The sequence below is a fragment of the Nitrosomonas sp. sh817 genome (assembly GCF_030908545.1).
Classification (GTDB): Bacteria; Pseudomonadota; Gammaproteobacteria; order Burkholderiales; family Nitrosomonadaceae; genus Nitrosomonas.
This window is the reverse complement of record NZ_CP133083.1, coordinates 2,393,086-2,406,783: the sequence shown is the minus strand read 5'-3', so window position 1 is coordinate 2,406,783 and position 13,698 is coordinate 2,393,086. Positions and strand designations below refer to the sequence as shown.

At 48.3% G+C, this 13,698-nt stretch carries 10 protein-coding genes; 8 read left to right on the top strand and 2 right to left on the bottom strand.

Translation table 11 applies throughout. The features are described 5' to 3' along the window. Positions 1-3: 3 nt before the first annotated feature. Positions 4-2,388, top strand: coding sequence for a GspE/PulE family protein (locus tag RBH92_RS11315; RefSeq protein WP_307932150.1), 2,385 nt, complete (start codon positions 4-6; stop codon positions 2,386-2,388). A gap of 48 nt (positions 2,389-2,436) precedes the next feature. On the opposite strand, the gene RBH92_RS11310 is transcribed toward RBH92_RS11315, so the two are convergent. Next, positions 2,437-2,886 carry a pilin gene (locus RBH92_RS11310; RefSeq protein ID WP_307932149.1) on the bottom strand — a complete coding sequence of 150 codons (450 nt, stop codon included), beginning with the start codon at positions 2,884-2,886 and terminating at the stop codon, positions 2,437-2,439. A gap of 208 nt (positions 2,887-3,094) precedes the next feature. After that, on the bottom strand, positions 3,095-5,878 hold the full coding sequence (gene glnE / locus RBH92_RS11305) for a bifunctional [glutamate--ammonia ligase]-adenylyl-L-tyrosine phosphorylase/[glutamate--ammonia-ligase] adenylyltransferase (protein WP_307932148.1): 2,784 nt from the start codon (positions 5,876-5,878) through the stop codon (positions 3,095-3,097). Between the two features lie 324 nt (positions 5,879-6,202). Here glnE and RBH92_RS11300 point away from each other — a divergent pair, with 324 nt between their 5' ends. From RBH92_RS11300 to pssA, 7 genes are all read left to right on the top strand, one after another. Further along, positions 6,203-6,985, top strand: a complete 783-nt coding sequence (locus tag RBH92_RS11300) for a carbon-nitrogen hydrolase family protein (protein ID WP_307933963.1) — start codon at positions 6,203-6,205, stop codon at positions 6,983-6,985. A gap of 65 nt (positions 6,986-7,050) precedes the next feature. Then, positions 7,051-8,523, top strand: coding sequence for a metalloprotease TldD (tldD, locus tag RBH92_RS11295; protein ID WP_307932147.1), 1,473 nt, complete (start codon positions 7,051-7,053; stop codon positions 8,521-8,523). A 115-nt stretch (positions 8,524-8,638) separates the two neighbouring features. Then, a complete protein-coding gene (locus RBH92_RS11290; RefSeq protein WP_292924328.1) occupies positions 8,639-10,342 on the top strand; it encodes an acetolactate synthase 3 catalytic subunit in 1,704 nt (567 codons plus the stop codon). Between the two features lie 4 nt (positions 10,343-10,346). Continuing rightward, the gene (ilvN, locus tag RBH92_RS11285) at positions 10,347-10,838 is read left to right on the top strand and encodes an acetolactate synthase small subunit (RefSeq protein ID WP_307932146.1); all 492 of its coding nucleotides are present in this window, start codon (positions 10,347-10,349) and stop codon (positions 10,836-10,838) included. A gap of 125 nt (positions 10,839-10,963) precedes the next feature. Continuing rightward, a complete protein-coding gene (ilvC, locus tag RBH92_RS11280; RefSeq protein WP_307932145.1) occupies positions 10,964-11,980 on the top strand; it encodes a ketol-acid reductoisomerase in 1,017 nt (338 codons plus the stop codon). A 57-nt stretch (positions 11,981-12,037) separates the two neighbouring features. Further along, complete coding sequence (locus RBH92_RS11275; protein ID WP_307932144.1) at positions 12,038-12,703, top strand: phosphatidylserine decarboxylase; 666 nt, start codon at positions 12,038-12,040, stop codon at positions 12,701-12,703. 135 nt (positions 12,704-12,838) lie between these two features. After that, positions 12,839-13,621, top strand: coding sequence for a CDP-diacylglycerol--serine O-phosphatidyltransferase (pssA, locus tag RBH92_RS11270; RefSeq protein WP_307932143.1), 783 nt, complete (start codon positions 12,839-12,841; stop codon positions 13,619-13,621). Positions 13,622-13,698 lie beyond the last annotated feature (77 nt).

Genomic DNA, 13,698 nt, shown 5'->3' with positions numbered 1-13,698 from the left:
TTTATGAGTACACCTGCACCAACGCTGCTTAAACAAAAAAATATCCCCAATAGCATTCCTGCACAGGATTTCTCCAAAAACCTGCAAGCAGTGATCGCTAAGATTCAGGCCGCGAACAATGTTGATGAAATCATGGTGGAGGCGAGTAAAGATATCCGTGCGCTGTTTAATGCGGATCGGTTAACGATTTATGCATTGAGCGACGATAAATCGTTCTTCATCACGCGGGTAAAAACCGGAATTGATACTTTTCAGGACCTGAAAATTCCGGTAACAGAAACCAGTATCATGGGGCATGCCGGTCTGCAAAAGAAAACGCTCAATATCGAAGATGTTTACAACAAAAGTGAATTGAAGCGTATTGATGCGCAACTGGTTTTTTCCAATGAAGCCGACAAACGTACCGGCTATCGAACCAAGCAAATGCTGGTTGCGCCAATATTGAACCAGGAAAACCAAGCATTGATAGGCATTGTTCAGGCAATCAATCATAAAAGCAATCAAGCCTTTCCGTCTGAGATTGTGCAAGGTGTCACCGAAATTTGCCGTGCGGTTTCGGGCGCTCTTAAACAGCCGGAAAAACCCGCGCAACTGCTGAAATCGAAATATGATTATCTGGTGCTGGATGCAACAATTTCCGCGGCGGAACTGGAACTGGCCGCCCGCTCGGCACGCAAAAAGGGGTGCGATCTGGAAGATATCCTGCTCGATGAATTTCAGATCGGATTGCCGGTTATTGGAAAAGCGCTTGCTTCTTTCTTCGCGGTGAAATACGAGCCTTTTAAAGCTGATCGTGTAAAACCGGCGGAACTGCTGAAAAATCTAAAAAGGGATTATGTCGAAAGTAACGCGATTCTGCCGATTGACGACACCAAAGATGGCTTGGTGATTTTAACGCTGGACCCCGAGCGCGTTAAAACACAGCGCATTGCCAATACTATTTTTCCGAAAAATAAAATTATCTATACCGTCACCACCAAACGGGAATTTGATGAAACGGTGAAGCAATTTTATGGCGGCGACGAAATCGATTCGGGCGATATCAATGAGATGCTCGTCGGTCTTCAAGGGGAATCGATTGATACCGAAGAAACTGATAACGACAAAGAAGAGTCTTCTGCGGCTTCCGACAACGAATTAGTCAAGCTCGTCAATAAAATCATCATCGATGCTTATAAACAGGGAGTCTCGGATATTCATATCGAGCCTTTTCCCGGCAAGGAAAAAACCAAAATCCGTTTCCGCAAGGATGGCTCGCTGATGCCTTATATCGAGATTCCAGCCGGCTACCGGAATCCGCTGATTACACGGATCAAGATCATGTGCGATCTGGATATATCGGAGAAGCGCAAACCGCAGGACGGCAAAATCAAGTTCAAGAAGTTCGCGCCGCTGGATATCGAGTTGCGGGTGGCGACGATTCCATCGGCGGGCGGCATGGAGGACGTGGTGATGCGGATTCTGGCCGCGGGCGAGCCGATTCCATTGGAAAACATGGGGTTTACAGAGCATAACCTGAAGGAGCTGAAAAGTATCATCAGCAAACCTTACGGGTTATTTTTTGTGTGCGGCCCGACCGGCTCCGGTAAAACGACGACGCTGCATTCCGTTTTAAAATATCTGAATCAGAACGATACCAAGATCTGGACGGCGGAAGATCCGGTGGAGATCACCCAGAAAGGTTTGCGGCAGGTGCAGATCAACGTCAAAGCGGGACTCACTTTTCCGGTCATCATGCGTTCCTTTCTGCGGGCGGATCCGGATATCATCATGGTCGGCGAGATGCGCGACAAGGAAACCACCAGCATCGGCATTGAAGCATCATTGACCGGCCACTTGGTTTTGGCGACCTTGCATACCAACAGCGCGCCGGAATCGGTGATCCGTTTGCTGGATATGGGCATGGATCCGTTTAACTTTGCCGATGCATTGCTCGGTGTGTTGGCGCAACGGTTAGCGAAACGGTTATGTAAACATTGTAAGGAAGCCTATGTCGCCAGCGAACAGGAAGTCGATACCTTGTTAGACGAATATTGCGTGGAATTGAGAAATATTGATCGTTTCAAAGCCGATCCCGAGACCGCGCTGCGTGAAATTCGCGCGCAATGGATCCAGCAATACGGTGACGATCAGGGCCGAATTACGCTTTACAAAGCTGTCGGATGCAACGAATGCGTTGGTACCGGTTATGCCGGACGGGTCGGGTTGCACGAGCTGATGACCGCGACCGATGCGCTCAAAAAGAATGTACAGGAGCGCGTGCGTGTGGCGGAAATGCTGGTAACAGCGTTGGGTGATGGGATGCGAACGCTAAAACAAGATGGGATTGAGAAGGTGTTACAAGGGGTTACTGATATGCATCAGGTGCGGGTGGTGTGTATTAAATAAAAAAACCGCCCACGATAGGCGGTTTTTTGTTTAGAACCTAATTATGCTTTAGCATATTGCACCTGCAGCACGAGTACGGCAGGTACTTGCTGCATTTACTGTCCATGTAACTTTTCCTTGTGCGTCGACGGCGGGCGTTAGGATATAAGTTTCACTATTCAAGCCTTGAACCGCTGTGGCAGTAGCTGTAATTTGACCGGCGGCCGTAACAACGACACCATTTAAGAAAGTGCTGGCTACAGGAGCTGCCGGTATCAATCCAAAAGCACCAAAAGCAACGCTTTGTATTGCAGGGCCGCCTGCATTAAAGCAGTTACCTTCTTGTACACATACTTCAATACCGGCTTTAATGCCTGCTGTTGCATTAATTACTTCTGTATATTTTGCCTTTAATGCGTAATTCTGATAAGCAGGCACCGCGACCGCTGCCAAAATACCAATAATGGCCACAACAATCATTAACTCGATCAGGGTAAAACCTTTTTGTACGTTTTGCATTTGCAGTTCTCCTTTTTGGTTGTGAGTAGGACACACCCGATGTGTGTGTATTGAATCGATAGCAGAATTCGTGCCAGAATTTCGAAAAAATAATTTCTATTTAATATTCAATGGTTATCAGTTTTATTTCAAGTAATTTATGATTAATTCAGATATGAAGATCAGCTTAAATTCATCGCTGAGTGAAAAGTATATTTAATACAATGCATTAGTTTCCAAAAACTTCTTTCCATAGCGCCAGTACCGCTTTGCGATCCTCTTTCAAAGGGCTGTCTTCAACCCGGGTGAATTTTTGTGCTTGGCTATCCACCGGCGCACTGCCGGCCATATCCGCTTCGCCATTCAAACGCTGCCGGTGCTGGATGCGCCGGAATTCGCGATAGGCCGATCGCGTTTTTTCCGCAGTGATTTTTTCTATGAGTCCCAGCTCTCCCGCAAGTTTTAAAAGCGCGATATTCCCGATGTTGCCGGTGAGTTCCGGATACTGATTCGAGTAGCCGAGCACCAGATATTGCACGATAAACTCGACGTCTATGATACCGCCGCGATCATGCTTGATGTCAAACAACGCGGTCGGATTGGGATGCGCTTCCAGCATCTTTTCACGCATTTTCAATATTTCCTGCTTAAGTCCGGTCAGGTTGCGTTGCTTGCACAAAATTTCTTTTCGCGTCTGCTCAAAAACATCACCGACGTGCGGATCGCCGACAACGAATCGAGCACGGGTCAGCGCTTGATGCTCCCATACCCAGGCTTGTTGATGCTGATATTGCGCGAATGCTTCCATCGAGCTGACCAGCAAGCCGGAAGCGCCGTTCGGGCGCAGACGCAGATCGGTTTCATACAGGAGCCCGGCGGATGTGTGGCGGGTCAGCCAGGCGTTGATGCTTTGTCCGAGCTTGGTATAGATTTCCGCTGCGTCGGGATGGTCATCGTCGTATAGAAATACCATGTCGAGATCGGATGCGTAGCCGAGTTCCTTGCCTCCCAGTTTGCCGTAACCGATCACTGCAAAAGCTGGGTTTTCACGGTGGCGTTTCTTCAAACCGGACCAGGCAAGATTCAGCACATTGTCCAGTACCAGATCGGCCAATGCGGTCAGATGATCACTCAACGTTTCCAATTGCAAGGAACCTTCGAGATCGGTAACCAGCAGGCGGAATACTTGCGCATGCTGGAAGTGCCGCAAAACGTCCATTTGCCATTCGATCACGTCATTTTTCGGATTGTTGACATGATTCAATTGGTAGATCAATTCGTTATTGAGTACTTTCCAATCCGGAACCGGATGCGGTTCAGCTTGGCGCAACAATTCATCCAGCAGGATCGGGTGGCGCCCCAGATAATCGCTTGCCCATTGACTGATGGAGGCGATTCCCGCGACGCGCTGCAAGGTATGTGGATGCTCCAGCAGCAACGCCAAGTAAGAAGATTGGGTGCTGATTTTTTCGAGTAATTGCAGCATGCGTTCCAGCGTGATGTCGACCGGCGGATGTTCCGAAGCGGTTTCAATGAGCATGGGTATCAACGTAATGATTTGTTGCTGGCTCGATTCGGCGAGATGCTGATAGGCATTATCTTGATAAAACGAGCGGATCCGTTCCGAGATTTTTTCGGGTTCGGTAAAACCCATGGTACTCAATTGCGTTGCGGCGGCTTCCGTTTGCGAGGTATCGTGCGCTTCGGCTTGCCATAAATAGGCCAGCATGTCATGCGAGGGAGATTTCCGGGGTGTGGCAAAAATGAGCTCAAAGTGACGCGTTACGTCACTCCGGTGTCTGTCCAATTGTTGCATGAACCGCTCGTAGCCGCTGAAGCCCATCGCGCTGGCGATGCGTTGTTGATCCTCGGGGTTCAATGGCAAGGTTTGAGTTTGCTGGTCATCCAGATATTGCAAGCGGTGTTCGAGTTTCCGTAAAAAGCAATAAGCCCCGATAAGCTCGGATACCGCTTGTTTCGGTAATTGCTGTTTTTTTTGAAGCCGTTGCAGAACGCCGAGGGTAGGGCGGATGCATAAATCGACATCCCGCCCGCCGCGGATTAATTGGAAAACTTGTGTGATAAATTCGATTTCGCGGATACCGCCCGGTCCCAATTTGATATTGTCGTGCAGTTCGCGGCGTTCGACTTCCTTGCGCAGTTGCGCGTGGAGGCGGCGCATCGATTCGTATGCATTAAAATCCAGATACTTGCGGAATACGAAGGGTCTGACAATTTGTTCCATCAAAATGGATTCGCTATCGATGCCGCCGGCGATCACGCGTCCCTTGATCCAGGCATGGCGTTCCCATTCCCGGCCTTGCTTGATGAAATATTCCTCCAGCATCGGGAAGCTGATGGCTAAAGGACTGTTTTCTCCATGCGGGCGGAGCCGCATATCAACCCGGAATACATAACCGTCCGCGGTAAAATCATTGAGACTGGCGATTAACTTGCGTCCGAGGCGCGCGAAGAATTCGTGATTCGAAATGGATTTGGCGCCATCGGTTTCGCCATCTTCCGGATATACGAAGATCAAATCGACGTCGGATGAGACATTCAATTCTCCACCGCCGAGTTTGCCCATGGCGACCACCAGCAGATGCTGAACCGAATGACTGTTTTCACCCCGTGGCGATCCGAAACGGTGCGGTTGTGTAAGCCACATTTCGTGGAATTTGAGGGCGCAATTGATCGTGACCTCGGCCAGATCGGTCATGCAGGTCATTACTTCCGCTAAATCCGCTTGGCCGCTGATATCCCGGATCGCCAATCGAAGGATGACTTGTTTGCGTAGATCCCGTAATACGGTATTTAAGCTTTCTTCGTCCGCGATTTGTACGGATTTCAATTCGAGATGATCTTGCATTTCTTTTCTATCGAAAGGGGAATGCAGATTTTCCAACAAGGCGGTTTTTCGGACTGGCTCGCTATCCAATAACCGCTGCGCATAGCGGCTGGAAGGCAGCGCGGCGGCAAGAATGGCTTCTGGCGAGTGATCGTGATGTCTCATAGACCGTCATGAGCAATAAAATAATCAATAAGCTTACAGGAAAGTGACGGTTGGCATGGTGAATAAAACGAAATAGAACGTTTTCCTACTTAAATGCTAGAATCCGGGTTGGGTAACACCGATTCGGTGCCGTGCATGATGCATATACCGGAAGTGATTGATAATAGAATTTATTTTTTGAATATCCACAAGATATTTTTTTAATTAAGATTTTCTGGAAATCTGAACCAGAGAAAGAGAAGTATGTTGAAAAATACAATTAAAAGCGATCCATCGAAGATTGATAAAGACGCCGATAAGGGTTTCTGTGTGGCCGCAATACAAATGGCTTCGGGTCCGAGCGTATCCGCCAATCTCGAAGAAGCTGCGCGGCTGATTGAGGACGCAGTTGGCCGTGGCGCCAAATTGGTTGTGCTGCCTGAATATTTTTGCATCATGGGCATGAAGGATACCGATAAACTGGCGGTGCGGGAGCAGCCGGGGGAAGGACAAATTCAGAAATTTCTAAGTGACACCGCAAGACGTTTAGGAATCTGGCTGGTGGGGGGGTCGGTGCCGCTGGCTTCGCCGGATCCTGATAAAGTTTATAATAGTTGTCTGGTTTATGCGGATGACGGCCAGCAAGTAGCCCGTTACGACAAAATTCATTTGTTCGGTTTGCAACTGGGGCATGAACGTTATGCTGAGGAAAAAACCATCAAGGCGGGGGATAAAGTAGTCACGGTAAACTCCCCTTTCGGGCGAATCGGCTTGTCGATATGCTACGATCTGCGGTTTCCGGAATTGTTCCGGCTGATGGATAAAGTTGATATTATCCTGGCGCCAGCGGCATTTACAGCGATTACCGGAAAGGCGCATTGGGAAGTTCTGGTGCGCGCGCGCGCCGTCGAAAACATGGCGTATGTTATTGCGCCAGGACAAGGCGGTTATCATGTGAATGGGCGGGAAACCAATGGCGATAGCATGATTGTCGATCCGTGGGGAGTAGTGATCGAACGCTTGCCGCGCGGTTCCGGCGCGGTTGTGGCGACGATCGACCCCGATTATCAATCGAGTTTGCGAGCCAATCTGCCCGCGCTGGATCATCGGATTTTACAACCCTGCTAAGCGTAAAGATTCGGTATCATGAGCAATTTATTTGCGGTTGCAGCTAGACTATTTGAATTACAATTATGAACATTGACGGTAGCACTGAAAATAGAGATTTTATGGCGATTGCCAATCGCAGCTTGCTAATGCCTTACGATTTGGATGCCTCGGGCTTGCAGCAAGTGATGGCGCAGTTATTGTCTCATCGGATCGATTACGCGGATCTCTATTTTCAATATAGCCGCTCTGAAGGCTGGATGCTGGAAGAAGGTATCGTGAAGTCGGGTAGTTTCAATATCGACCAAGGGGTTGGCGTTCGTGCGGTTTGCGGTGAGAAAACCGGTTTTGCCTATTCCGATGATATCAGCATGCCGGCGCTGGTGTCAGCCGCCCAAGCGACACGCGCAATTGCGAGCCAAGGACGTTCGCATGCGGTTCAAATAGCAAAGCGGAACGCGCTGGATCAACGGACGCAGTTGTATTTGCCTGAAGATCCGATCGCGAGCCTGAAGGACGCAGAAAAAGTAGCATTATTGGAAAAGGTGGAACGTTTTACCCGGCAGCTCGATCCCAGGATTACGCAAGTGGTTGCGTCGCTGGCGGGTGAGTACGAAGTCATTCTGGTCGCTCGAAGCGACGGCATGCTGGCAGCCGATGTCAGGCCTTTGGTCCGGTTGTCGTTGCAGGTAATCGCCGAAGAAAAAGGCCGGCGTGAGCAAGGGGTGGCTGGCGGCGGCGGGCGCTTCGGCTATGAATATTTTACTGATGAAATTTTGCAGGGCTACGCCAGGGAAGCGGTTCATCAGGCAGTGGTCAATTTGGATGCGCGTCCGGCGCCCGCCGGCACGATGACGGTCGTGTTGGGTAGCGGTTGGCCCGGGATACTGCTGCACGAAGCGATTGGCCACGGATTGGAAGGTGACTTTAACCGCAAGGGAAGTTCGGCATTTTCCGGGCGTGTTGGGCAGCGCGTGGCGGCACCCGGCGTTACCGTGGTCGACGACGGCACCATTCCCCGGCGGCGCGGATCGTTGAATATCGATGACGAAGGCAATCCGACGCAATGTACGGTATTGATAGAAGATGGCATACTGCGAGGCTATTTGCAGGACAGTTTAAATGCCCGGCTGATGGATTTGCCGGTCACCGGCAATGGCCGGAGAGAATCTTTCGCACATATCCCGATGCCACGTATGACCAACACTTATATGTTGAACGGCGATAAAGATCCCGCTGAGATTATCGCGTCGGTGAAACATGGATTGTATGCGGCCAATTTCGGCGGTGGTCAGGTTGACATTACCAGCGGGAAATTTGTTTTTTCGGCTGCGGAAGCCTATATGATTGAAGACGGCAAAATTACTTACCCGGTTAAAGGCGCTACTTTAATTGGTAACGGCCCAGATGTGTTGACCCGGGTTTCCATGATCGGGAATGATATGCTGCTGGATCCGGGGGTGGGCACCTGCGGCAAAGAAGGTCAAAGTGTGCCGGTCGGCGTCGGGCAGCCAACCTTGCGCGTCGACGGCCTGACAGTGGGCGGGACGGGGATTTAAAGTAGCAAGGATAATGCCTTGTTTTCGTAACGTTCTGTTTTTTGATGAGACAATGAAGCTTTTAAGTGTTATTTTCTATAATTTTTTTTGAAATTGATATTAGGATGTAATTAGCATGAGTGTAGAACTGACCGGTGCTGAAATTACCATACGGTGCCTGCAAGAAGAGGGGGTGCAGTGTATTTTCGGCTATCCTGGCGGCGCAGTGTTATTTATTTACGATGAGCTGTTCAAGCAAGATAAGGTTCGTCACATTTTAGTCCGTCATGAGCAAGCCGCACTCCATGCGGCGGATGGTTATGCGCGTTCCAGCAATAAAGTAGGTGTCGCGCTTGTTACTTCCGGTCCAGGTGTTACCAATGCGGTGACCGGGATCGCGACTGCCTACATGGATTCAATTCCGATGGTCATCATTAGCGGTCAAGTGCCGACCAGTGCTATCGGTTTGGATGCATTCCAGGAAGTTGATACGGTGGGTATTACACGCCCTTGTGTGAAACATAATTTCCTGGTCAAGGACGTGACCGAGCTGGCACAAACCATTAAAAAGGCTTTTTATATTGCCTCGACCGGACGTCCTGGCCCTGTACTCGTTGATATTCCAAAGGACGTTTCACAACAGAAAACCAAGTTTGTATATCCGGACAAGATCACGATGCGCTCTTATAACCCGGTGGTAAAGGGACACGCCAGGCAGATCAAGAAAGCAGCGGAATTGATATTGAGCGCCAAGCGTCCGATGATTTATACCGGTGGTGGTGTGATATTGAGTGATGCTGCGGCACAATTGACCGAGTTAACGCAATTGCTGAATTTTCCTTGTACCAATACTTTAATGGGATTGGGCGGTTACCCGGGTACCGATAAGCAATCCTTGGGTATGCTGGGCATGCACGGCACTTATGAAGCGAATATGGCGATGCAATATTGCGATGTGCTGGTGGCGGTCGGTGCCCGGTTTGACGATCGCGTGATCGGAAATCCCAAGCATTTTTACAATGAAAACAGGAAAATTGTCCATATCGATATCGACCCTTCATCGATTTCCAAACGTGTGAAAGTGGATGTTCCGATTGTCGGCGATGTTCAGGATGTGTTGAAGGAATTAATAAAATTACTGAAATCCGAGAATGCAAAACCCGATCAGGCGGCATTGAAGGATTGGTGGAAACAGATAGACCTTTGGCGCGAACGGGATTGCTTGAAATTCGACCGTGATAGCAAAATTATTAAACCGCAAATGGTTGTTGAGAAACTATTTGATGTGACTAAAGGGGATGCATTCGTTACTTCGGATGTCGGGCAGCATCAAATGTGGGCTGCGCAGTTTTACAAATTTGATAAGCCGCGCCGCTGGATCAATTCCGGCGGGCTAGGCACCATGGGATTCGGCATGCCGGCGGCAATGGGGGTGCAATTGGCTAATCCAAAAGGGAAAGTAGCCTGCGTCACTGGTGAAGCGAGTATCCAGATGTGTATTCAGGAACTGTCAACCTGCAAGCAGTATCGCTTACCGCTAAAAATTGTCAACTTAAACAACCGCTACATGGGCATGGTTAGACAGTGGCAAGAATTTTTCCACGGCAATCGTTACGCGGAGTCTTATATGGATGCGTTGCCTGATTTTATTAAACTGGCTGAAAGTTATGGACACGTCGGGATGCGCATTGAGAAGCCGGAAGACATTGAAGGTGCATTAAAAGAGGCTTTTAAGCTCAAAGATCAATTAGTATTTTTGGATTTCATTACTGATCAGACCGAAAATGTTTTTCCAATGGTGCCAGGCGGTAAAGGGCTTTCTGAGATGATTCTGGTGTGATCAAATGCGACATATAATTTCTTTATTAATGGAAAACGAAGCAGGGGCGTTATCCCGCGTGGCAGGTCTGTTTTCGGCGCGTGGCTATAATATTGAATCACTGTCTGTGGCACCGACAGAAGATCCGACGCTGTCTCGCATGACGCTGGTCACAGTAGGGTCCGATGATGTTGTCGAGCAAGTGACGAAGCAATTAAACAAATTGATTGAAGTAGTCAAGATTATTGACTTGAATGACGGCAACCATATCGAACGAGAGCTGATGCTGGTAAAAGTGCGCGCAACCGGACCCGATCGAGAAGAAATCAAACGGCTATCCGAAATTTTCCGCGGCTCCATCATTGATGTTACAGATAAATCCTTCACGATCGAATTGACGGGCACGAGTGCAAAGCTGGATGCGTTTCTTGAAGCTGTCAGCAAGAGCGCTGTCCTGGAAACTGTGCGCACGGGTGCATCGGGTATAGGGCGCGGTGAATGGATTTTAAAGGTATAATTCGTTTTTGCAGATTAATCCGGGCCTTGAAAGCTTAAATCCACAGTGGCCCACAGTGTTTATTTTGTTAACGAGCAGTTTCTTATTGGCTTGTTTCTATCCAACATTTGTATAAAAGGAAAATAATGAAAGTTTTTTACGATAAAGACGCAGATTTGTCTCTTATTAAAGGAAAGAAAGTTACGATCGTGGGTTACGGCTCTCAGGGGCATGCTCATGCGAATAATTTAAGCGAGTCTGGCGTCAAGGTTACGGTCGGTCTACGGAAGGATGGCGCGTCTTGGGCTAAAGCAGAGAAAGCGGGATTGAAAGTCAAAGACGTAGCCGATGCAGTTAAAGGAGCCGATGTCGTAATGGTTTTATTGCCCGATGAGCAAATTGCTTCGGTATATAAGAAAGAAATCGAGCCGGCTTTGAAAAAAGGCGCCACCTTGGCGTTTGCTCACGGTTTCAATATCCACTACGGGCAAGTAGCGCCGCGAGAAGATCTGGATGTCATCATGATTGCTCCGAAAGGCCCGGGGCATTTGGTGCGTTCGACCTATCTGCAAGGGGGGGGAGTGCCGTCACTGATCGCGGTCCACCAGAATAAATCGGGTAAAGCACGGGATTTGGCTTTGTCGTATGCAGCGGCTAATGGCGGTACGCGTGGCGGGGTGATTGAAACGACGTTTAAGGAAGAAACCGAAACTGATTTGTTTGGTGAACAAGTGGTATTGTGCGGTGGTTTAACTGCATTGATTCAAGCCGGTTTTGAAACATTGGTCGAAGCTGGTTATGCACCGGAAATGGCCTATTTTGAATGCTTGCACGAAGTAAAATTAATCGTCGATCTCATCTATGAAGGTGGAATTGCGAATATGCGCTATTCAATTTCCAATAACGCGGAATATGGTGATGTGTCGCGCGGACCGAGAATAATCACCGAGCAGACACGTGAAGAAATGCGGGCAATTTTACGGCAGATTCAAACCGGAGAATATGCCCGTGAATTTATTTTGGAGAACCAGGCGGGAGCGCCAGTTCTCAAGTCAAGCCGCCGTCTCGCATCCGAACATCCGATTGAGCAAGTGGGTGCGAAGTTGCGCGATATGATGCCTTGGATCAAGAAGAATAAACTGGTTGATCAAGGAAAGAATTAGGATTATTCATTCGAATTAATTTTTCACATTCATTAAGTTTCTGGCGCAGTTCATTTCATGACTAACTATCCTTACCCTATCATCGCACGCGAAGGTTGGCTGCATATCCTGATTGCGTTTACGGCGGCGATCAGTGTGACCTTTTTTGTTGACTGGTATTGGGCAATACCATTCTGGGTGATTGCCATTTTTGTATTACAGTTTTTTCGAGACCCGCCGCGGGAAGTGCCGGTTGTTCTAAATGCTGTTTTGGCGCCTGCTGATGGGCGGATAGTGGCCGTTGAGAAAACACAAGATCCTTTTCTAGACAGAGAAGCGGTTAAAATCAGCGTATTCATGAATGTCTTTAACGTGCATTCCAATCGTAGCCCGATTGATGGTGAAGTATGCAACAAGTGGTATTTCCCAGGAAAATTTATTAATGCCGATTTGCCTAAAGCGTCACTGGAGAATGAGCGCAATGCGTTATGGATTAAAGCCGATAATGGCGCGGATGTGACTTGTGTGCAAGTTGCCGGTTTGATTGCAAAACGGATAATTTGCCATGCTTCCTTGGGTGATCATTTGGCGAAGGGGCAACGCTTCGGGTTTATTCGATTTGGATCGAGAGTGGATGTATATTTACCGCTGAATACCAAAGTGAATGTCAATATCGGCGATAAAGTCTTTGCGACAACATCCATATTGGCAGAATTTCGTGAAGAAACAAACGCAACTGGCTGAAAAAATAAATTCTTTGCGCGTCTGAGGCTATTTCTGCAGCATTAAGCATTGTTGGCATGGGTACTCTGAGGAAAACTAACGTGAGCATGGCCAGTCTGAATTTTATTTTTACTACTGTGTTTTCAAGGCAGCCGAATGCCCATAACACCTGATTTACTGCCTGAGCGCGCTATAGTCAAATCCCGGCTCCGCCGGCGCGGTATCTATCTGTTACCCAATTTGTTTACGACGGCTGCATTATTTGCCGGGTTTTATGCGATTGTGCAGGCAATGAACGGGAATTTTGAATATTCTGCGATTGCTGTTTTTATTGCCATGGTGCTGGATGGACTGGATGGTCGTGTGGCGCGGCTGACTGGAACTCAAAGCGAGTTTGGCGCTGAATACGATAGCATGTCTGACATGGTTTCATTCGGGGTTGCGCCTGCATTGATCGTTTATGAGTGGGCGCTTAAGGAGATGGGCCAATGGGGCTGGATTATCGCATTTATTTACTGTGCTTGCGCGGCACTGCGGTTAGCCCGTTTCAATACCAATATTGAAGTAATTGATAAACGTTTCTTCCAAGGATTACCCAGCCCGGCTGCTGCGGCGTTGATAGCAGGATTAGTATGGGTTATGTTGAACTTTGATATTCAAGGGAGCGATATCAAATGGCTGGCAAGTATCGTAACGCTGTTTGCGGCATTAACGATGGTGAGTAATATCCCTTACTATAGTGGTAAGGAGATAAACTTGCGGCGCCGGGTGCCTTTTTTCACAGTCTTGTTGCTGGTACTGTTCTTTTTTGTGCTGATTCCCAGCCATCCGCCTTTGGTATTATTTATTCTATTTGCTGTTTATGCATTCTCGGGTTATTTCATTAAATTATGGCGTTTTGGTAGGAGCAAGAAAAATCCGGAAGGATCTAATCGCTAACATCTATTGCACAATAAGAAAAAAAATTTTATAGTCGCTTTCATGATGTATCTAACTGACAATTCCTCCTTATTTGA